Raw genomic sequence first — 20,015 nt, 5'->3', positions numbered from 1 at the left:
TTACCTATACACAAAGATTATTGCGACGATAACAACCTCGTCTGGCCGATAATTGACAACCCATTTACTGGTTTTGTTCCGTTTCAGTTATAAACACGGGCAATAGAACCTTCGCCATGCACGGTCACCGGCGATTCATTCGCCGGGATAAAACATGATTCACCGGGTTGTAGCATAATTTCCTGATCGTGCTTTTTCAATACTGCATGACCTTGTACACAAAATACAATGGCGGCACTGTGCTGTGCCAACGTTTGCGGCTCGCGAGTCAATGTATGGAGTGAAAAAGCAAAATCTTCAACCGGGATGGGGAATATTTGTTCATTACCCTGCTGTGTTGGGGTGGTCAGCAGAGTATCCGCCGGTTTGGCAATAAATTGCAGATTGGCCATCAGTTCAGGAATATCAATGAACTTAGGGGTTAACCCTGCGCGTAATACGTTATCCGAGTTAGCCATCACTTCCAGCGCCACACCGTCCAAATAGGCATGGGGGGTTTCAGCGTACAAAAACATCGCTTCACCCGGTTGCAGCGTAACTACATTCAGCAGCAATGGTGAGAACAAGCCGCTATCCTCAGGATAGAAGCGCGAAATGCTGCGAATCGTATCCCAAGGCTCACCCAACTGATGATTGAGGGCGGCTTTTAGAATGCCAAGTGCCAGCGCTTTCGGTTCGCCCTGCATACTGAGCAAGCTGGCGAACAGCGTGGCTAAGTGTGCGGTATCCGGTTCGCGCAGGAAAGCCGTGATATCAGGGTGGGCGGCAGACAATGGCTGTAATAATGACTGAATGTCATCCAGTGTGCGGAAACCATTCATCGCCTGGAATGGCGTCAGGGCATAAACCAATTCTGGCTTATGGTTCGCATCTTTATAATTGCGTTCGGCTGCATCCAGTGGGATACCCGCTTGATTCTCTCGGGCAAAACCTATTTCGGCAGCGGCTTTACTCGGGTGAACCTGAATCGATAATGGCTGCGCGGCACAAAGCACTTTGAATAAGAAAGGCAATTCGCCAAAACGTTTGTAGATATCGGCCCCCAGATTCGCATCGGGGTCCTGTTCGATAACCGTGCGCAATGAATGCCACTGGCCGTTCGCATCGGCGACCTGAGAGCTGCTTTTGGGGTGCGCGCCCATCCACAATTCAGCCATCGGTTTCCCGTGTGGGTTAGGAATACCGTAAAGATCGGTCAGGGCGCGAGGGCTACCCCAGGCATAGTTTTGTACTGCATTCTTCATTTTTTGCATGTTTATGCTCTGCCATCTGAAATAAGTGAAACATATTATAGATTTGGATGATATACGCTTAGATAAATGATTGTAATGAGTATACTTACATCGGCTCAAGCTACAAAACCCGTGGGTGCAGATTTTCGTAGAGAAGACGTAGTTACCGCATCACGATTCACTTTTGGGGTGTTGCACAAGTGAAAGAAATGCGAATCAATCGCATAAAGACGACTATGCCATTATAGTTATCTGCTGCCAGAGCAACTGGCGTGACATAGCGTAACGTTCTGTTCTACAGGCAAGGAGACAGTGATGGCGACGACTCGCAGTGAAAAAGACTCTATGGGGTCAATCGATGTACCTGCCAATCAACTCTGGGGCGCTCAAACCCAACGTTCGTTGGAACATTTCCGCATTTCTCAAGAGAAAATGCCGACAGCACTGATCCATGCACTGGCGCTGACCAAGCGGGCGGCCGCACAGGTTAATATGGACCTTGGCCTGTTACCCGCAACACGGGCGCAAGCGATTATGTGTGCCGCTGACGAAGTGCTGGCCGATGTCCATCCGAATGCGTTCCCGCTTTCTATCTGGCAGACCGGGTCGGGTACTCAGACCAATATGAACATGAATGAAGTGTTGGCTAACCGTGCCAGTGAACTATTGGGGGGCGAACGGGGTAATCGTCGTTTGGTTCATCCCAATGATGATGTGAATAAAAGTCAAAGTTCTAACGATGTATTTCCTACAGCAATGCATATTGCTGCGGTGATTGGGCTGCGCCAACATCTGCTACCCGAACTGGACGTATTGCAGAAAACCCTGGCAGGCAAAGCGCAGGCTTATCGAGATATCGTAAAAATTGGCCGCACCCATTTGCAAGATGCCACGCCCTTGACCTTGGGGCAGGAAATCTCCGGTTGGGCTGCGATGTTAGCGCACAGCATTCAGCATATTGAAGCGAGTCTCCCTCACTTGTGTGAACTGGCGCTGGGAGGCACAGCGGTCGGAACGGGCCTGAATACGCACCCGCAATATGCGGTGCGAGTCGCGGATGAAATCGCTAAATTAACCCAACAGCCGTTTATCACGGCACCCAATAAGTTTGAATCATTAGCGGCATGTGATGCCTTGGTTCACAGTCATGGCGCATTAAAAGGGCTGGCGACCTCGCTGATGAAAATTGCTAATGATGTGCGCTGGTTATCTTCCGGCCCGCGTTGCGGTATCGGCGAAATATCCATTCCAGAAAACGAACCGGGCAGTTCGATCATGCCGGGTAAAGTCAATCCGACACAATGTGAAGCGATGACCATGTTGTGCGCGCAGGTGATGGGTAACGATGTAGCCGTTAATATTGGTGGATCATCGGGTAACTTTGAATTGAACGTCTTCCGGCCATTGATTATTCATAACTTCCTGCAATCAGTCCGCTTACTGGCTGACGGGATGCGCGGTTTTAATCAACATTGTGCGGTGGGTATTGAGCCAAATCGTGATCGCATCGCGCAATTATTGAATGAGTCGCTGATGTTGGTTACTGCGCTAAATACGCATATCGGTTATGACAAAGCGGCTGAAATTGCCAAAAAAGCCCATAAAGAGGGGCTGACCTTAAAAGCGGCCGCTGTGCAGTTAGGTTATCTGACGGAGGCTCAGTTTGATGAATGGGTCAGGCCGGAAGATATGGTCGGGAATATGAAAGAATAGTAAAGAGCGCCCACGCCAGTGCTGTTGACTGGCGTGTAATCATTCCTTTTCAACATATAGATGTAACCTTGGCACCAAAAGATGCAGCGCTTTGGCCTGTGGCTTATATTTATGTTTAATCTGGCTGGCATCATAATCCGTTAATTCACCTAACTTGGGCAGCTCGACCGCTGATTGTGACTGACAAAAGGCGATCAGTGGCATAGGGCAGGGGTGTTGCACTTGCTTTTGCCGCTCCTGATACCAAACCCGCGCAATGGGCTGCACCTTTACCGGGCGTTTAATTTTTAAGCGCGTATTTTCAGGTAAGCGTTGAACATCATTGATTTCCTGACTAATTAATTCCCCCCATTGTTCACGGCTAAATGGCGCTACTGCGCGCCCAGCATTCAGACTTTTGTTCAGTTGAATCAATACCTCTTCGCGCGGGATATTCTTAATTATATGTTTATTGGCCCAACCGAAACGCACTGAACTGGGATTGATCAGTGGCGTAATGGCGCGGTATGTATTGAGTGTAATCAGCCCATGCAAGTGGGTATGGACAAACTCGAAACGTTGCTCGCTCGGCAAGCCGGACTCGACGGTAATGATATGTTCCAGCTCACTTTTCAACTGATTAATTTGATAAATGATATTTTCACATTGCCCCAGTTGTTTATCGGTCACCGAGAAACACAATACGCCGGGCAAGCGCAGGGCGGCCTTGCTACTGGTATTTTGCCCTTGGTGATGGATAAATAAGCGCTGGAAATGGCGTAATCCCAAATCCCTGGCGTTATTACCGACAGTGGCCGTCACGGCTATTTTATCGATGGGTTGATGCTCGGTGCCTTTTTCAATTTCAGGTAGTGAAAACACACGAGCGGCGAGAAGTGGCAGCGCATGAAGTTGCTGGTGGAGCTGTTGCAATGCGATTTCCAGTGCGCTGAAACTGCGGTTCATACGCTCTATCAGATCATATTTAGCCATAGCATTCTATTATAAAGGTCATTTTAGTTACAACATACAGTGTTTATAACATTAAAGACAGCACCATGAAAGTCCGGTGCTATCTTTAATAAAAGCGAGATCTACCTGTATGAAAAAACAGGCTAAACACGGTGTGAAAGGGCGGTTCAACCCATCCGGACAGGTGATCTGCCAATACAGCGAGCCGCGCTTCAGCCTCTTTCTTAAACTGGGTAAAGTAGAACATAATAAGGTGGTGATTATAAGCACTGTGGTGATGAAACACGACTGACATCGGCTGAAGTCAGTGGCTATTATTCTTATGGATTCCAGTAAGTTGAAAAGGGCAACCTATGCCATAAGCCATTCGGCTACATTATTTTATTGAGAACCAAACAAAAAAGGCTAAATGCCTGATTCGCGACATTTAGCCTGCGTGATGAAACAGAAAACTCAGTGATTAAGCCAGTGCTTTAGCCTTTAGCTGTTGATATTCGCTTTCTGTAATCGTCCCTTCGTCCCACAATTTCTTGGCGTCAGAAATCTGCTCTGCTGGCGACTTGCCCGCCACATGGCGGATATAGTCATTGGTTTCAGCCACCGATTTCTGCACCGTCGCCCGATAACGCTGCGCCATCCCTTTGCCGCGAGTAACAAGATACAAAAGCGAGGTAAGCAGTGGGATAAATAGCAAGAATATAATCCATATTGCTTTGTAGAACCCATTCAACTCATGATCTCTGAACAAATCAGAAATCACTTGGAATAAGATCAGCAAATAAGCGATAAAAAAGAAAATTGAAAATGTCGTCGCCAGTATGTCCCAAAGCGTAAGAAAGTGACTTGTCATAGTGTCTCCTGACATTAAATAAATTAAGAGAATCGTATCGTGATAAAATCCCATATACATTAGATACTTAATCTATATTGCAACCACAGTAACGCATGGTATTAAGTTTCACCTTAATCATAGACGGTGTAGCGAATTTAAGATTAAATTCTTGCTACTTCGGGTAATTGACGTAATCGCTGCCCAACATACAATGCCATCAACAACAACAGGCTAATAAAGCCCACCACGCCGGCCCAGCCTAAATTTAGCCAGAAAACACCCCCTAAAGTACCTGCCACGCTGGAACCCGCATAATAGCAAAACAGATAAAGTGATGAGGCTTGTGCTTTAGCGCGCCGCGCTCGCCGCCCAATCCAACTACTGGCCACTGAGTGAGCAGCAAAGAAACCGGCGGTGAAGATCATCATGCCGATAATAATGACCGCGACCGGTGATAAACCGGTCATAACCACCCCAATCAGCATCAGGGTGATTGACGCTAACAACACCGGGCCACCGCCATAGCGGCTAGTCATAGCACCGGCCTTGGGGGAGCTATAAGAGCCGGTCAGGTAGACGATAGACAGCAAACCGACCACCGCTTGGCTGAGGTAATAAGGCCCAGCCAATAAGCGATAACCAATATAATTAAACAAAGTGACAAAGCTGCCCATGATCAGAAAACCTTCAGCAAATAGCAGCGGCAAACCCGGATCACGCCAATGCAGTTTGAAGTTAATCATCAGCGTTCTTGGCCGCAGTGAACTGGCACGAAAGTGTTTAGAGGCAGGGAGAATGCGCCAGAACAGACCGGCGGCGGCTAAAGCAAACAACCCGATGACCGCCAGTGAGACTCGCCAGGAAAAGAAATCACTTAATACACCGGTGATCAGACGGCCACTCATCCCGCCAATAGAGTTTCCACTGATATACAACCCCATCGACAATGCGACAAAACTGGGGTGAATTTCCTCACTGATATAGGTCATTGCGACAGCGGCAACACCGCTCAGAGACAAACCAATCAGTGCTCGCATCAACAAAATGCCGTGCCAACTGGTCATAACTGAACAAATTAAGGTGCAAATAGCCGCCAGCATCAGTGCCACCACCATGACAGATTTACGGCCAATGGCATCAGAAAGTGGCCCGGTAAACATCAACCCCAGAGCCAACATGCCGGTGGAGGCGGAAAGGGATAAGCTGCTGCTGGCCGGTGAGACAGTAAAGTCCTGTGACAGCAATGGCAGGATCGGTTGCACGCAATAGAGCAGGGCAAAAGTCGCAAGCCCGGCGGTGAAAAAGGCCAGGGTAACGCGGATAAATTCCGGGGTACTGCGTTGAATATAAGGGCGTTTATTTAAGCGTCTAACGCCGGATGCCGATGCTAACGGGGTGGCATCATCATTTGCGGCGCGCGCAGACGCAGCAGCAGTGGCAGGGCGCAAAGAGGTGGTCACGGTATATCCTTAATCAAAAACGGTGTGAACACCGTGGTGGCTATGATGACGGTGTCTTACTTTGATTTTATGATCATAGAAATAGTGCAGTTTTTTGTCTAATATATTAATTATTCATAATAAGACTTTAAACATATCATTGGAGTTCGATGAACATTGAGCTAAGGCATTTACGTTATTTTATTGCGGTGGCCGAAGAGTTGCACTTTGGTCGGGCAGCGGAACGCTTACGCATTTCTCAGCCCCCCCTTAGCCAGCAAATTCAAATATTGGAAGGCCAAATTGGTGCCCGCCTGCTGGCGCGTAATAATCGCAATGTCAGCCTAACCCAGGCTGGGGCCTTGTTTTTAAAGGAGTCTTACCAAATTCTGGCGCAGGTTAATGCGGCCTCCGAGAAAGCCGCACGTTTGCACCGTGGGGAATCAGGCGAACTGACCATCGGTTTTACATCATCCGCGCCCTTTATCAGCACGGTGTCGCGCAGTTTGCGGGCTTTTCGTCAACTGCATCCTCAAGTGCATATCAAGATGCGCGAAGTGAATAGCAAACAGCAAATTGAGCCGCTACTGGATGGGCACCTGGATCTTGGCGTGATGCGTAATACCCGGCTGCCGGCTGCGCTACAACACCGTTTATTGCTGCGCGAGCCTTTAGTGGCGGTCGTCCATGAAGATCATCCGCTGGCACAATGGCCGCAGGGCAGCGTCAAGTTCAGCGCACTGGCCGAACAGCCCTTTGTGTTTTTTTCTCGCGAAGTGGGCACCGCGTTATATGATGAAATCCTGACAATATTAGCGCGTTCAGGCATCACACCCTATATTACGCAAGAAGTCGGGGAGGCGATGACCATCGTCGGCCTGGTATCCTCCGGTTTAGGCGTTTCAATTCTGCCTGCCTCATTTACGCGGGTAAAAGTTGATGGGGTAAAATATCTGCCACTGGCGCAAGCGGATGCCACCACCGAAGTCTGGTTGGTCAATCATAAACATCGCCCGGTTACCGCCGCCGCAGAAGCATTAATTCATTTGATGATGTCTAATATTCAATCGATTACTAATATAGATAGCGTGTAAATAACCGCCAATGAAGCGCCGGATAGCGGTGATTATGTGCAGTAAATCACATAACTAATCAAATAGTTGACGGCATATGCTAAAAGCCCCAACATAGCCGATAATATTTATTTAGAAGCGCGAAAAATACTCTGTAGGCAAAGAAGGAGCCGGTTCAGTGATAACGGATGGACAGCCTGGGCATATTGATCAAATCAAGCAAACCAATGCAGGGGCCGTTTATCGGCTGATTGATCTTTTTGGCCCGATATCCCGTATTGAACTGTCCAAAAGAGCGCAGCTAGCGCCTGCCAGTATTACGAAGATAGTGCGCGAGCTGGTGCAAGCCCATCTGGTAAAAGAGACAGAATATCAGGACGTGGGTAGCCGTGGGCGACCTGCCATCGGTTTGGTGCTCGATACCGAAGCCTGGCATTATGTCTCCGGGCGCATCAGCCGTGGTTCGATAACACTTGCGCTGCGTGACCTCAGCAGCAAACTGGTGGTTGAAGAGCAGATCCCGTTACCCGATAGCCACCCTGAACCGCTGCTTAATCGCATCCTGAGCGAAGTTGACCACTTCTTTATCCGCCATCAGGAAAAGCTCGAACGCCTAACGGCCATCGCCATTACCATGCCCGGCATCATTGATGCCCCCGCCGGGATTGTGCATAAAATGCCCTTTTATGATGTGAATGAAATGCTGCTTGGGCCTGCGTTGGAGCAACGCACCGGATTGCCGGTCTATCTGCAACATGATATTTGCGCCTGGACGATGGCTGAAGCGCTATATGGGGCATCACGCGGTTGTCAGAATGTTATTCAGGTGGTGATTGACCACAACGTCGGGGCTGGCGTTATCACCGCCGGCCGGGTGTTACATGCCGGGAGCCGCAGTGTGGTTGAAATTGGCCATACACAAGTTGACCCTTATGGAAAACGTTGTTACTGCGGTAATCACGGTTGCCTTGAAACTGTCGCCAGTATTGAAAATATATTAGAAATTGCCCAGCAACGGCTCAACGGTTCAATGAGTTCGTTATTACATGGCTCGCCACTGAATGTAGAATCATTATGTGATGCAGCGTTAGCCGGTGACCAGCTTGCCAAAGATATTATTCTGGGCGTCGGGCACAGCGTCGGGCGGATTATTGCCATTATGGTTAACTTATTCAATCCAGAAAAAATTCTGGTTGGCTCACCATTGAATAAAGCCGCTTCTATTTTGCATCCGGCCATTGCATCTTGTATTCGCCAGCAAGCATTACCGGCATACAGTGAGAATATTCTGGTTGAATCAACGGAGTTTTTTAATCAGGGCACCATGCCCGGTGCGGCATTAGTAAAAGACGCATTATATAACGGCTCATTACTGGTGAAATTACTGCAAGGCTAATGTATTAACACTAATAATAAAGAGTTAATTATTAGTAGGTAGCTTATGCCTATTTCGCCTGTTATTTTGTACTATCTGTTAAAAACCGCTCTCAGTTCGGCAAAACATTGCGCTAACGCAAACTGTCAGTTGTCGGCATCGCCTAGACTTTTATCCATATTGCCAATTCCGCCCACTTTCGGCGGAAGTACGTGAATTTACGTGGCCTGATTGTGGAGTATTATTATGTTAACACGTTTATTTGTGACGGGAACTGACACCGCTGTAGGTAAAACGGTAGTGTCACGCGCCTTACTTCAAGCCTTAAGTCAAAATGGCCGAACCGCCGTAGGCTATAAACCTGTTGCGACCGAGAGCCGCGAAACGCCAGAGGGTTTACGTAATCAGGATGCAGTAATATTGCAAGCATCGTCATCCATTAAAGTAGAGTATCAAGAGGTTAATCCATTTCCATTGCAAGCGGATGTGATCCATGCCTGCACAAATACATTAATTAACTACAATGAAATGACGGAAGGATTGCAGTGTTTATCGGCCAAAGCGGATAGTGTGGTGGTTGAAGGTTGTGGCGGTTGGAAAGTCATGATGAACGATCAGCGCTTTTATTCTGATTGGGTGGTTCAGGAGCAATTACCGGTTGTTTTAGTCGTGGGGATCAAATTAGGTTGCATCAACCATGCTTTAATGACGGCGCAGGCAATTATCAATGATGGTTTACCTTTATTAGGTTGGGTGGCTAATCGTATTAATCCGGGGCTGGCCCATTATGCTGAAACAATTGCATTGCTACGCGAATGTATACCCGCGCCACAGTTAGGGCAATTACCTTACCTGCCACATCCGGAAGAAAAACCGCTGGCCAAATATTTAGATTTATCCACCATGATGAAATAAATCATTTCTTATTTTGATGGGATTTAGTCAAAATAAACCCTGTGCCTTTAATAAAATGTTAGCGTGAGTGGTATACCGAAATGGGGCGTATCCACCGCGCGATTGTTGTCGAAATAACACAAGATAATAATAACCCCGGCAGCAGAGTATATTCACCCGTCATTTCACAGACCATTAATGCGGCCATAATCGGGGCATGGGTGGTTGCTGCCAATAGTGTCGCCATACCGGTCAACGCCATCAACAGTGCAATGTTGTCACCCAGCACGAGCGGCCACCAGGCAAGTATCTGCCCACATAACATGCCCAATGCTGCGCCGACGAATAAGGTCGGCGTGAACACCCCGCCGGGAGCACCGGAACCACTGCTGGCCAATACCGCCAGCAATTTGCATACCAAAATGCCGCCTATCAATAAAATTCCAGGGGGGGTGGTCAGCAGTGATTGCACCACACTGTAGCCATTGCCCCAGACTTCAGGAAAAATAAGCGAGAGTACCCCCACAATCATTCCGCCCAATGCCAGTTGCCAAGGCGGTGATAGATTCAGTGAACGGAAGGCCTGTCCACTGGCGCTCATTCCGGTTAAAAACAGCGGGCCGCTAACCCCGGCTAATAATCCTAAAAGTGCCATCAAGACATATTGTATTGGCAACGGGGCAGGAAGTGCCTGCACTTGATACAGTGTTTCCTGACCGCCATGTAACAAATTGGTAGTGAGTAGGGCGCTGACGGCCGCAATCACTACCGGGCCGAGCGAGGCGAGCATCAACGTACCAAACAGAATTTCCGCAATAAACAGGCTACCGGCCAACGGTGCGTGATAAGCGCTGGCCATACCGGCTGCCGCACCACAGGCAACCCACAACTTCCACTCTTGCGGTTTTGCGTAGCGTTGGGCGAAAACAGAGGCAAACAGCGCGGCCAATAGCACCATTGCACCTTCACGGCCGATGGCACTGCCACTTGATACCACTAATAATGAGGCAAAGGATTTCACCAGACTGGCGGTGACATCTAATCGACCATCACCGGTTTCAATGGCTTCCATGTAATCAGTCGGTGCGCTGGGTTGGCGATGTTGGTAGCGTTGATATGCCCACAGCAAACACCCAGCCGCCAACCCTCCCAGCGCCGGGGTTAATGCCCGTCGCCAGCCGTTGATCGACGAGGCCGCGGCTACCAGGCTGCCATCTGTTCGGGCGAAAAGTAGCCACTCAATTCCCAGCATCGCTTGATGAAACAGCCAAACAATCACCGCCGCCATCACACCCAGCATGATGGATATCAGCAATCGGCGCAGCAGGGCACGGTAATAATAGAGGTGAATTGGCCGTTTCATAAGATGTGCAGGCTAGGTGGAAATGCAGCTAAATAGACAAAGGGCGTATCAAAAGGCACGCCCTGATGAGGAGGCAGGATTATTCGCCGTCAGTGATCCGAGTATAAACAATCTTTTGAGTATCGTTCTCACAATGCCCGACCACCTGACCGCCCGCTTGCTGAACCTGATCATTAGGGACAATATCCAGTTTAAAACCGGACTCAGGCACGCCGTTACTGATAATCTTCTGCGCGATTTCTGCTTTCACACTTTCACACGATGCCACAGCAGCTAGCGGGGCCAAAGATAATAACAACGTACTGATAATAAGCGTTTTTTTCATCATAAAATCCTTATGTGGATGAATAGCTTGCCTAACATATTGATTCCTAAGCAATGCCTCAAGCATAGTCCAAATAGCTGGAACCTCAAGTAAATCCGAACCATAGCGCTCAATTACGGATTAATCTGGCGGTCAGACGAACGATCCAGACAACGCTCAGTATTCGGCTCCCAATAAGCATTTAAATTTACACTACGATCACAGTTATCTTTGGCATCGACTGCCCGATCGAATTTATCAAAACTCTTTTCTACCCGGGTATTCACTTTGCTACGCAGCAGGTGAGTATCGTCCCATTGTTGCTGGCTTTGGCGAGCCTGTTCTTTGGTCATAGGATCATTACTGCCACCGACTGAAACACAAGTACTGCCCTGCGTGCAATTTGCCGATTGTGCCTGTGCTGGGGCAAGATAGGCCAGTGGCACCATCAGTATAACGGTGGGCAGAAATGCACGAATTAAGCGTGGCAGGCTGTTTATTTTCATCGTCTTAAGTCCTTTATCAGCGGTGAGGGTAGAGAATCATGTGGTTAACTGGCACGCTATCAGCGGTAGCTAAATTATATCATTGCTGACGACAGATAAACCAGTCAACGACAGTCCTGTTGAGGATATGTAGAGTAACGTAATGTTAATTTCAGGTCTGGCGTAACCTTAATGCGACCCAGGCGATATCACGAGTATCTATTATGTTAAAAACATCATTTCTGTTTTTTGTCACCGCACTGGCCGAAATCGTGGGCTGCTTCCTGCCTTATCTGTGGTTACGTAAAGGCGGTTCCATCGGCTTATTACTGCCCGCCGCCGCCAGTTTAGCCGTGTTTGTCTGGCTACTGACCTTGCATCCTGCCGCCAGTGGGCGGGTTTATGCAGCTTATGGCGGCGTTTATGTGGTCACTGCGCTGCTGTGGTTACGGTTCGTTGATGGCGTTAAGTTATCGGCATTTGACTGGATAGGAGCCGGCGTTGCGTTGGCTGGCATGATGATTATTGTGGCCGGCTGGCGGGTAAATTAAGGGCAGGGCGGTGACCGCTTTCGTAATGGTTTTTGGGTGATATTTTAATTTGTTTATTTTCTAATAAGATACCTAAATATCCCCCGCCAATACCCGTATTTTAGCATCATCCATTTTAATGTAATGGTGGCGATTGTTGTTTATAAAATAATAAGTATTTTAATTTATTATGATAGGATGTTTTTTAGTATTAACCTCCAATATAATACTGAGAAAGTTGCAGGAAAGTAAATCTATTTAAGGATTAATAGATAATAGACACATCTTCGAAACTCGCTTGAAATCGCAAATTCTGTTGAGTATACTTTAATCAGTTACACTCAATTGTCGAATTCTTCTTTTTGTTGTTAAAACAAAACTTGAGAGGCTGAGCTGATCATGGATGAACAAAATCAAAATAAGCCACCAAATTCAAAAAGCGTAGTGGTAGAATCCTTGAATTCACTTCCGCTGGTTTCCATTATGGAACACAGCAATGAACCGTGGGTTGTGAGAGATTGCCAATCGCGTTATGTGTACGTAAACCAAGCCGGTCTGGATTTTTTGAATTTACCTGCCGGTTTTGATATCGAGGGGCGGTTAGATAACGAATGCCCTGCTGATTGGGCGGAGTTTGCCGAACAATATCAAGCAAATGACAGAAAGGCGGAGAGAAGTGGAAAGCGCGTGGCCATTATTTCAACCCATTTTTATGGTCGAGATAGAATACTGGAACCTTACTATTTACCCAGATTCCCGATTTACAATAAAATTGGTGAATGTATAGGAACATTGACCAACGCCAGTAAATTAAATTTCATTTCTCTTTCCCAATATATAGACCGCCGTACACCTTCAGTATTAACACTGACCCCGCCAACAGACCTGTTCAGCGAGAAAGAACTTGAGATAATTTTTTTCATATTACAACCCATGACAACTAAAATGGTCGCGAAAAGGCTTTCTCTATCTCACCGAACCGTAGAAAACAGATTAGGTGTGATGTACGAGAAGTCCGGCGTCGGATCTATAAATATGTTTAGAGAGTATTGTGGCAACTTAGGATTGGATTTATATATCCCCCCTAAATTTGTCAGACCCAATGTTCAAAGTCAGAGTTAATTTCACATTGAAAATACTTAAGAAAACATATTTATTATTATGGCAGGCTGACGGGTAAATGAGGGGCGGGGCGGTGAACACCCACCCAGCCACTCATTTTCTGTATTATTGCACTTCGCGGTGAATATTCAGCCCGGCAAAAGATTGGCTTACTGGCATCATTTCCAGTGTGTTGATATTGACTCGTGCAGGCAGAGTAGCGACCCAGAAAACCGCCTCAGCAATATCTTCTGGCGTCAGTGGGTTCGCGCCGTCGTAGGTTTTGTCCACTTTATTTTCGTCGCCGTCAAAACGAACCAATGAAAATTCAGTGCCACCGACCATGCCGGGTTCAATATCGGTCACGCGAATATGTGTACCGTGTAAATCGGCTCGCAAGCCTAAACTAAATTGTTTAACAAATGCTTTGGTCGCACCGTAGACGTTGCCTCCGGCATAGGGCCAACTCGCCGCAGTAGAGCCAATATTGATCACATGACCGACGTTACGCGCAACCATCGCAGGCAATAGAGCGCGTGTCATATTCACCAAACCTTTGGTATTGGTGTCAATCATTGTATCCCAGTCGTCAACATTGGCTTTATGAGCCGGTTCTAGCCCCAATGCCAGGCCCGCATTGTTTACCAGCAAATCAATATTCTGTAGTTCAGCGGGCAGTTCATCAATAACGTGTTGAATGGCCGCACGATTTCGTACATCTAAGCGTACGATATGTAGGTTTGCGCCTAATTGGTTTTTTAATTGGTCTAAGCGTTCCTGCCGGCGACCTGTTGCAATAACCTGATGACCGTGACTGATAAATTTACGGGCAATAGCCTCACCAAAACCAGAGGTTGCACCTGTGACGAAAACGATCATAGCCAGTCCTTATTTCGTTGCCAATAATATATACCGATAACATACTATTGAATAAGGTTGAAAGCCATTACCCGCAGAGCTTACTCAACCGCAACGTCTGGCTGAGCTAACGGTTTACATGCTATAACGGCCGCAACGGAGGAGGTACGGGTATGCCTTTCTCATCAATTTTGATATCGACCATAACCTGTTTAGCTGCGCTGGTTTTATTGACTGCCGGCTGTGTCAATGCTATCTCTGCGTTGATCAACTTAGCAATTCTGGCATTATCTTTAGCTTCTGCTTCGGCCCGTTTAGGTGCCTCTAGTGCGTCTTGCGCTTTCAGTTCGTTAATCTCCTGGGCGAATTTATTACCGCTATTACTGGTCTTTCTTTCATCCGATACGCCACTATTTCTTTTTTCCAGTTTTAGGGCTAATTCGCTAATGAATTTATTCGAGATCGCTGTATTGGGGCTGGCTACCGCCTGTTGACCAATAGGGCTGAGCTGGCTGGCAGATTTCAAATTGATTTTACTTGTTTCGCTGACCGGTAATGGCGGTGGAAGCGGGACGCCTTTATTATCAACTTTGATATCGACCATAACCTGTTTAGCTCTGGCGTTGGTGTTAATTTCCGCCTCCTTTGCCAAGGTTATTTCAGCCTTGATCAGCTCGGCAATTCTGGCATCATTTTTGGCTTCTGCTTCAGCCCGTTTAGGGGCCTCCAGTGCATCCTGCGCTTTCAGTTTGTTAATTTCCTCGGCGAATTTATTACCGCTGTTACGGGTCTTATTTCCATCCAGGCCACCATTATTTCTTTTTTCCAGTTGTATCGATAATTCGCTAACGATATCTGTCGGAATCCTTGCTGGCTGGGCAGTAACGTTTACTATACTCGCGCTCATGTCGGCCTGAGGAGGCTTTGTACTGTTAGCTAATTTAAGTGCGATAGGAGCATGGCTAATCTTGGTGATGTTTTTTTTAAAAACCCCTATTTTGCTATTGCTGCTTTTCACCGGCTCCTGCTTATTATTCATCGCAGAGTATTTATTTAGCATATTCTGAACGTGAACTGATATCATGATATCCCCCTAAAATAATGACATGGTGCAATAATAGAGAATTATTCCGATGGCTTATTGCAAAAAACGTAGATAACATCAAGGTGGATAAGATTATTATTAATCATATTTTATCGCTTGGTAACGTAATTAATATTATTAACATAAGAATCAATAGGATAGATTTATCCCTGGCGTTTGCAGAAAGTAATGACGAGCATATTGACATTATGGCGCGCGGGGAGGGGGGTTAAGTGCTCAGGCCCAAGCAATCTGCTGTGTGGCCTCAGGCAAAACCGCCTTCTGGATTATATGAAGGCGGGTTTTATATTAATACGTTAATACTAAAGTACTATAGCTGTTTTTTCTTATACACATCAGCGGTGGCATGAATTTTTGTATTGGTATTAGCGGATGTTACAACGTAATAATCGCCACCCAGTGCATCTGCTTTTTTGGATAACTCTTCTTTGGCGTCACTGGGGGCTTGTTCACCGGCAGTAACAACATTACCAATCTTTTCGTATTGACCTGGGTTTTTACTCAGTTCATCTTTAGTTAACAGCTCGGCGGCGATGGCACCGGAAGAGAATGCACCCAGTAGAACTAACGTCGTTATAGCTTTAAATAATTTCATAGTATTCCTCTCATCAAAGATATTTACGATCAAACGGCGCTGACTTCTGTAGAAACATAAGTATTGCTCTCATTATGGGTTTTAGCCAGTTAGCGGGGTATATTTAGGTTTGACACCGATAAGCCAGATGAACATATAAGATGATCGTTAGACAGAGTAAACCAGAACCCGCAATGACAAAGAGCAACACCTCAGATAGTAGAAATGTCACTTTGAAGTACTTATACTTTGGAATCCATATTAGTTCGTAGGTTTTATAACGATGAAAGAAAAAGTAATTTTTGCTGTATTACTGTCCATAAGCTGCTCAAGTCTTGCAACAGAACACTCTCCTCATTGGAGTTATGAAGGCTCGGAAGACCCAGCTCATTGGGGGAAACTATCACCTGACTTTTCACTGTGTGAAAACAGTAAGAATCAGTCACCGATCAACATTCAGGGCGCACTGAAAAGCAATCATGGCAAGCTTGAGCTTGCTTTCCAGCAGGGCAAACAGCAAATCGTTAACAATGGGCACACCATTCAAGTCAACGTAAGCGAAGGAAACACCCTGCGCTTGGATAACAGCACCTTCACTCTGCAGCAGTTCCATTTCCACGCCCCTAGCGAAAATGAGATCGACGGCAAGCAGTTCCCACTGGAAGCGCACTTTGTCTACAAAGACAAAGACGGTGCCCTTGCGGTGCTGGCCCTGATGTTCCTGGAAGGTAAAGCCAATACTCAACTGGCGAAGGCCTGGCAGCAAATACCTGCAGCCGTCGATCAGACTGCCGTGCTGAACAAGCCGCTGGATATCAAAATGCTGCTGCCGAAACAGTTTAACTTCTACCGTTTCAGCGGTTCGCTAACCACACCGCCATGTTCTGAAGGTGTTAGATGGATTGTCTTGGATCAGCCAGTGAGTGCATCTACTGAACAAATCAATCAATTTCGCTCAGTAATTCACCATGCTAACAATCGGCCAATACAGCCTTTGAATGGACGTATCATAGTCAATTGATATTTATTCATATAATCAACCTCAGTACATTTTACTTCTAAGGTGGGTTATATGTTCAACGCTTCAAACTAGCTCTGAATTCTTCTGGATTGACCAGTACCGGATTGATTGCCTTGCATTGAGACGGTTGAGTTCTTTTTCTGACATTGTCACTAACATCCAGAAGCCCCTGCGGCATAAAAGACTTCATTCTTTATGCCGCAGGGATATTGCTGTATTGGAGAAAAATTCCATGTCCTTCGGTGGTTGTCGCATCAGTCCAATCATGACCACAGAAGCGTTAAATTCCGTCTATCTCTACATGGGTGCGCATAATGTATATTATGTTAAATGGTATTGGTACAGACCCCGTCCACATGCCGCACCATAAACCCTTCCCTTAACCCGGTGACGCTACGTGAAATCTGTAGCACTAATACCCGCCATTGCGCTTATCAGCACCAGGCGCGATCTTGATAATTGTTCGGCACCCAATTTCTCGCTATTCATCTGGAACAATTTGAAGCCATTGTTTAGTATGTCCTTACCCTGCTTACGCTATCAGCAAATCCGGACTTCATGAAGAAACTCATTAAACGGCTGGAGATCATTAAAAGCGCCATTGAGCTTGAAGATGACGATATTATCCGACAGCAACTCTCTTATCTTAAAAGTGAACCTCAGGATGCGGTGCTTGTTTCTATCGCCATCGCGATTGAGCAAGGGAAATTTACTCATGCGCTCGACGCAATCTCGACCTGGCTTGGGAGCAAACAGGCGGTGACGCATTGGCAGGATGTCGAATTGTCTGCCTGCAAACTGGAATTAAAAGCACTGGAGGAACAGTTACGCGAGCTAATTGTGCAGCGCGACGAACGTCTTCAGTTGCTGGATGATTTTAACGATCTCTATCTGGTGCGGCTTGGCCCGTTAATGAAGAAAATCCTCCATTTACGCAAGCAGTTGGCGGAAAACACTCTGCGTCGGGCGGAGGCCGAAACTCGACGCCGCGAGGATGATTACCGCAACTGCCAGCAGTATCTCTCTCAGGCGATCGATGCGTTAGCATCGTTAAAACAGCGCTGGTTGGTATTATCCCCACTGTGTGACGCAACCTTTGAGATGCGAAAACAGATCCAGCAACAGACCGAATTAATCATCGCCCTACTCGCTGAAATCAAAGAACTGGAACACGGCTTCTGCACGCGCAATACGCGGTCAACCCGCAAAGCGCGTGAGGAGGCAAAAGATAAGTACGATAGCTATCAGCAGCAACAAAGAAAAGCCGAACAACGACACGAAAATGAACAAAAATTCTCTTCTGATCAGCGCCAGGAGCTAAACCGCCTATGGCGGCAAGCCAGCCGATTGTGCCATCCGGATTTGGTCGCGGATGAATTTAAAGAAAAAGCACATCAGCTTATGGTCCAGCTCAATCAAGCGCGCCAACGCGGTGATTTTACTGCGATTAATGCTTTGCTGGCGAGTTTAAAACAAGGGCTTGGGCCGCTGATGGGCAGTGATTGCATTGACGATCTCGAACGATTACGCCGGAAAATCACCCAAGTCAGAGATCAAATTGACACAATGTTAAGTGAACTAACCGCATTGGAAGATGAAGATTCCTGGCGGCTGGCCACTTCTCTGCCTGATAAGGATCAATGGTTTACAGAGCAAGAAAACGTGTTATCCAAAACACTCAATATTCTTGAGCGGCAAGTCAAAGACGCATCAACAGTGCGGTATGAAACATGATATTCAAGAGTAAAAGCCCGCTCCAGACGGGCTTGTTAGAAAGAATTGAGTCAGGCTACTGGCTCAATAATGCTTTTACATCCAATAGGATAAACTCATTATCATCCGCCTCATTAGGCTGGCGGCTGGCGGAGAATGGGAAATTATTATCGTTACCAACAATGATATGGTTGGCATCCACCACATCAACGTTTTCAATGGTAAAAAACGGGAACGTCAGCACACCATTATTTAGCGGTTTGCGTGCCAGGTTCTGCGGATCTTTAATGTTCAACAGATCAATATATACGACTTTTTCTACCGGTTTGCCAACATTGTCATCAGAGAAGGCAATTTTGTAGACACGCTTGAACTTGGCTATCTGGCTAAAACATTTATCCGTCGCCGCACCGGTGGCACAAGCTTTATCTGCCGTCCCTTCGCCATTATCGCGTTCAATCACTAATCCATAGTTCGCATCAATCATATTGAAGTCACCAATGGCGTTCTGATTATCGTCCAGAACATATTGCCAGCTGCGCCCTGTCCATGCTTGGTTCTTAACATCAAACTCCAGCACGCGCAGGTAACGTTTGCCATCAATATGTTCAAATTGTTCCCCCTCCCACAGTGCACCTTCTAACATAGGATAGAGTTTGCTGCCATCCGGTGACACTGCCATCCCTTCAAATCCTTTTGAGCGCGCCACCTGAAAGTTCTGTTTGCCATCCGGCGCACCAGGCAACGTAAGTGTTGGATTATCAGGTGATTTCACAATTTTGCCATCAACCTGAGTGTCAAATACTGCCAGCACTTTACCGTTTAAATCAGCTTTAATCAGATAGGGACCAAATTCATCACCCACCCAGAGCGCATCATCAGCAAACTGGAAGCTTTCGGGGTCAAAATCACTGCCGGTCAAATAGCGTTTTTCAGTGCTTTCATTGGTGATATGGAACGGTACTTTTTTATCTGGATCGTGCAAGAACACAGTTTGCAGTGGCGTTACGCTGCCATTTTTGAAATCAATATTATAGTGATTGAGATACAGCATGGCGTCCGGCGAGTTGGCTTTGCTACCAAATCCATTGTCGGTCAGCACCCAATAGGTGCCATCCGGCATGTGCTTTATTCCAGAATGGCCTTGCAGTGGTTGGCCGGTGATGGGCAAACCGATACCCGTAGGGCGATCGGCGGATTTACCGGCGACAATGCCTAAGGTGCTAACGCGTTGATCACGGGTGTATTTGCCACTTTGTTGTAAATCAATCGGTGCATCCGCAGGCGTTGCAACCGCCGATTTCACGGACAGAACGGCATGCCCGGCCAGCGTTGCTGGCATCTCGACCGCCTGTGCCCACAACGTGGTACTGAATACGATGCTACTGGCCAGCAGTGCCAGCCTGAATTTTTTCATGTACATGTTAAGTTCCCTGATTATTCTTATTGCCC

General features: G+C 47.0%; 19 protein-coding genes. 8 read left to right on the top strand and 11 right to left on the bottom strand.

All coding sequences use genetic code 11. The features are described 5' to 3' along the window. Positions 1-83 precede the first annotated feature (83 nt). The gene (gene manA / locus AT01_RS02160) at positions 84-1,253 is read right to left on the bottom strand and encodes a mannose-6-phosphate isomerase (RefSeq protein ID WP_042545901.1); all 1,170 of its coding nucleotides are present in this window, start codon (positions 1,251-1,253) and stop codon (positions 84-86) included. 294 nt (positions 1,254-1,547) lie between these two features. Here manA and fumC point away from each other — a divergent pair, with 294 nt between their 5' ends. Next, the gene (fumC, locus tag AT01_RS02155) at positions 1,548-2,945 is read left to right on the top strand and encodes a class II fumarate hydratase (RefSeq protein ID WP_042545900.1); all 1,398 of its coding nucleotides are present in this window, start codon (positions 1,548-1,550) and stop codon (positions 2,943-2,945) included. A 39-nt stretch (positions 2,946-2,984) separates the two neighbouring features. Here fumC and tus read toward each other — a convergent pair whose 3' ends face one another. From tus to AT01_RS02140, 3 genes are all read right to left on the bottom strand, one after another. Then, on the bottom strand, positions 2,985-3,917 hold the full coding sequence (tus, locus tag AT01_RS02150) for a DNA replication terminus site-binding protein (protein WP_042545899.1): 933 nt from the start codon (positions 3,915-3,917) through the stop codon (positions 2,985-2,987). A gap of 439 nt (positions 3,918-4,356) precedes the next feature. Then, a complete protein-coding gene (locus AT01_RS02145; RefSeq protein WP_042545898.1) occupies positions 4,357-4,746 on the bottom strand; it encodes an SHOCT domain-containing protein in 390 nt (129 codons plus the stop codon). Between the two features lie 143 nt (positions 4,747-4,889). Then, on the bottom strand, positions 4,890-6,188 hold the full coding sequence (locus AT01_RS02140; RefSeq protein ID WP_042545897.1) for an MFS transporter: 1,299 nt from the start codon (positions 6,186-6,188) through the stop codon (positions 4,890-4,892). 149 nt (positions 6,189-6,337) lie between these two features. On the opposite strand from AT01_RS02140, the gene AT01_RS02135 reads away from it, so the two are divergent. From AT01_RS02135 to bioD, 3 genes are all read left to right on the top strand, one after another. After that, positions 6,338-7,261 (top strand): LysR family transcriptional regulator, encoded by a 924-nt coding sequence (locus AT01_RS02135; RefSeq protein ID WP_042545896.1) that lies wholly within the window; start codon positions 6,338-6,340, stop codon positions 7,259-7,261. A gap of 157 nt (positions 7,262-7,418) precedes the next feature. Beyond that, positions 7,419-8,636 carry a sugar metabolism global transcriptional regulator Mlc gene (gene mlc / locus AT01_RS02130; RefSeq protein ID WP_004701978.1) on the top strand — a complete coding sequence of 406 codons (1,218 nt, stop codon included), beginning with the start codon at positions 7,419-7,421 and terminating at the stop codon, positions 8,634-8,636. A gap of 225 nt (positions 8,637-8,861) precedes the next feature. Beyond that, a complete protein-coding gene (bioD, locus tag AT01_RS02125) occupies positions 8,862-9,530 on the top strand; it encodes a dethiobiotin synthase (RefSeq protein ID WP_042545895.1) in 669 nt (222 codons plus the stop codon). 58 nt (positions 9,531-9,588) lie between these two features. Here bioD and clcB read toward each other — a convergent pair whose 3' ends face one another. The 3 genes from clcB to AT01_RS02110 all read right to left on the bottom strand — a co-directional run bounded on the left by clcB (position 9,589) and on the right by AT01_RS02110 (position 11,682). Continuing rightward, positions 9,589-10,872, bottom strand: a complete 1,284-nt coding sequence (clcB, locus tag AT01_RS02120; RefSeq protein WP_042545894.1) for a voltage-gated ClC-type chloride channel ClcB — start codon at positions 10,870-10,872, stop codon at positions 9,589-9,591. 79 nt (positions 10,873-10,951) lie between these two features. Further along, on the bottom strand, positions 10,952-11,197 hold the full coding sequence (locus AT01_RS02115) for a DUF1161 domain-containing protein (protein ID WP_042545893.1): 246 nt from the start codon (positions 11,195-11,197) through the stop codon (positions 10,952-10,954). Positions 11,198-11,310: 113 nt separating this feature from the next. Further along, the gene (locus AT01_RS02110) at positions 11,311-11,682 is read right to left on the bottom strand and encodes a DUF1283 family protein (RefSeq protein ID WP_042545892.1); all 372 of its coding nucleotides are present in this window, start codon (positions 11,680-11,682) and stop codon (positions 11,311-11,313) included. Between the two features lie 203 nt (positions 11,683-11,885). Between AT01_RS02110 and AT01_RS02105 the strand changes: the two genes are divergently transcribed. Continuing rightward, positions 11,886-12,212 carry a YnfA family protein gene (locus tag AT01_RS02105; RefSeq protein WP_042545891.1) on the top strand — a complete coding sequence of 109 codons (327 nt, stop codon included), beginning with the start codon at positions 11,886-11,888 and terminating at the stop codon, positions 12,210-12,212. A 378-nt stretch (positions 12,213-12,590) separates the two neighbouring features. Further along, complete coding sequence (locus AT01_RS02100) at positions 12,591-13,313, top strand: helix-turn-helix transcriptional regulator (protein WP_042545890.1); 723 nt, start codon at positions 12,591-12,593, stop codon at positions 13,311-13,313. A gap of 105 nt (positions 13,314-13,418) precedes the next feature. Here the strand turns inward: AT01_RS02100 and ydfG are convergent, their stop codons facing one another. From ydfG to yahO, 3 genes are all read right to left on the bottom strand, one after another. Next, on the bottom strand, positions 13,419-14,171 hold the full coding sequence (gene ydfG, locus AT01_RS02095) for a bifunctional NADP-dependent 3-hydroxy acid dehydrogenase/3-hydroxypropionate dehydrogenase YdfG (RefSeq protein ID WP_042545889.1): 753 nt from the start codon (positions 14,169-14,171) through the stop codon (positions 13,419-13,421). Positions 14,172-14,292: 121 nt separating this feature from the next. Further along, the gene (locus tag AT01_RS02090; RefSeq protein ID WP_042545888.1) at positions 14,293-15,234 is read right to left on the bottom strand and encodes a hypothetical protein; all 942 of its coding nucleotides are present in this window, start codon (positions 15,232-15,234) and stop codon (positions 14,293-14,295) included. Positions 15,235-15,565: 331 nt separating this feature from the next. Continuing rightward, positions 15,566-15,850 carry a DUF1471 family periplasmic protein YahO gene (gene yahO / locus AT01_RS02080; RefSeq protein ID WP_042545886.1) on the bottom strand — a complete coding sequence of 95 codons (285 nt, stop codon included), beginning with the start codon at positions 15,848-15,850 and terminating at the stop codon, positions 15,566-15,568. 262 nt (positions 15,851-16,112) lie between these two features. Here yahO and AT01_RS02075 point away from each other — a divergent pair, with 262 nt between their 5' ends. Further along, on the top strand, positions 16,113-16,850 hold the full coding sequence (locus tag AT01_RS02075; RefSeq protein WP_042545885.1) for a carbonic anhydrase: 738 nt from the start codon (positions 16,113-16,115) through the stop codon (positions 16,848-16,850). A gap of 558 nt (positions 16,851-17,408) precedes the next feature. Next, entirely contained in the window at positions 17,409-18,584 is a 1,176-nt protein-coding gene (locus AT01_RS02070; RefSeq protein ID WP_042545884.1) for a coiled-coil domain-containing protein, read from the top strand. A 55-nt stretch (positions 18,585-18,639) separates the two neighbouring features. On the opposite strand, the gene AT01_RS02065 is transcribed toward AT01_RS02070, so the two are convergent. Beyond that, entirely contained in the window at positions 18,640-19,986 is a 1,347-nt protein-coding gene (locus tag AT01_RS02065; protein ID WP_042545883.1) for an esterase-like activity of phytase family protein, read from the bottom strand. Positions 19,987-20,015 lie beyond the last annotated feature (29 nt).

Source organism: Yersinia aldovae 670-83, from assembly GCF_000834395.1.
Taxonomy (GTDB): Bacteria; Pseudomonadota; Gammaproteobacteria; order Enterobacterales; family Enterobacteriaceae; genus Yersinia; species Yersinia aldovae.
Note: the sequence above shows the minus strand (reverse complement) of the source record. Positions and strands in the feature narration are given on the sequence as shown.

Bases quoted from the DNA above. Each gene is read 5' to 3' on its own strand.
- yahO (WP_042545886.1), bottom strand. From the start codon at position 15,850: ATGAAATTATTTAAAGCTATAACGACGTTAGTTCTACTGGGTGCATTC.
- AT01_RS02075 (WP_042545885.1), top strand. From the start codon at position 16,113: ATGAAAGAAAAAGTAATTTTTGCTGTATTACTGTCCATAAGCTGCTCA.
- AT01_RS02105 (WP_042545891.1), top strand. From the start codon at position 11,886: ATGTTAAAAACATCATTTCTGTTTTTTGTCACCGCACTGGCCGAAATC.
- tus (WP_042545899.1), bottom strand. From the start codon at position 3,917: ATGGCTAAATATGATCTGATAGAGCGTATGAACCGCAGTTTCAGCGCA.
- AT01_RS02115 (WP_042545893.1), bottom strand. From the start codon at position 11,197: ATGAAAAAAACGCTTATTATCAGTACGTTGTTATTATCTTTGGCCCCG.
- ydfG (WP_042545889.1), bottom strand. From the start codon at position 14,171: ATGATCGTTTTCGTCACAGGTGCAACCTCTGGTTTTGGTGAGGCTATT.
- AT01_RS02070 (WP_042545884.1), top strand. From the start codon at position 17,409: ATGAAGAAACTCATTAAACGGCTGGAGATCATTAAAAGCGCCATTGAG.
- AT01_RS02135 (WP_042545896.1), top strand. From the start codon at position 6,338: ATGAACATTGAGCTAAGGCATTTACGTTATTTTATTGCGGTGGCCGAA.
- manA (WP_042545901.1), bottom strand. From the start codon at position 1,253: ATGCAAAAAATGAAGAATGCAGTACAAAACTATGCCTGGGGTAGCCCT.
- AT01_RS02110 (WP_042545892.1), bottom strand. From the start codon at position 11,682: ATGAAAATAAACAGCCTGCCACGCTTAATTCGTGCATTTCTGCCCACC.
- AT01_RS02100 (WP_042545890.1), top strand. From the start codon at position 12,591: ATGGATGAACAAAATCAAAATAAGCCACCAAATTCAAAAAGCGTAGTG.
- fumC (WP_042545900.1), top strand. From the start codon at position 1,548: ATGGCGACGACTCGCAGTGAAAAAGACTCTATGGGGTCAATCGATGTA.
- clcB (WP_042545894.1), bottom strand. From the start codon at position 10,872: ATGAAACGGCCAATTCACCTCTATTATTACCGTGCCCTGCTGCGCCGA.
- AT01_RS02065 (WP_042545883.1), bottom strand. From the start codon at position 19,986: ATGTACATGAAAAAATTCAGGCTGGCACTGCTGGCCAGTAGCATCGTA.
- AT01_RS02145 (WP_042545898.1), bottom strand. From the start codon at position 4,746: ATGACAAGTCACTTTCTTACGCTTTGGGACATACTGGCGACGACATTT.
- AT01_RS02090 (WP_042545888.1), bottom strand. From the start codon at position 15,234: ATGATATCAGTTCACGTTCAGAATATGCTAAATAAATACTCTGCGATG.
- bioD (WP_042545895.1), top strand. From the start codon at position 8,862: ATGTTAACACGTTTATTTGTGACGGGAACTGACACCGCTGTAGGTAAA.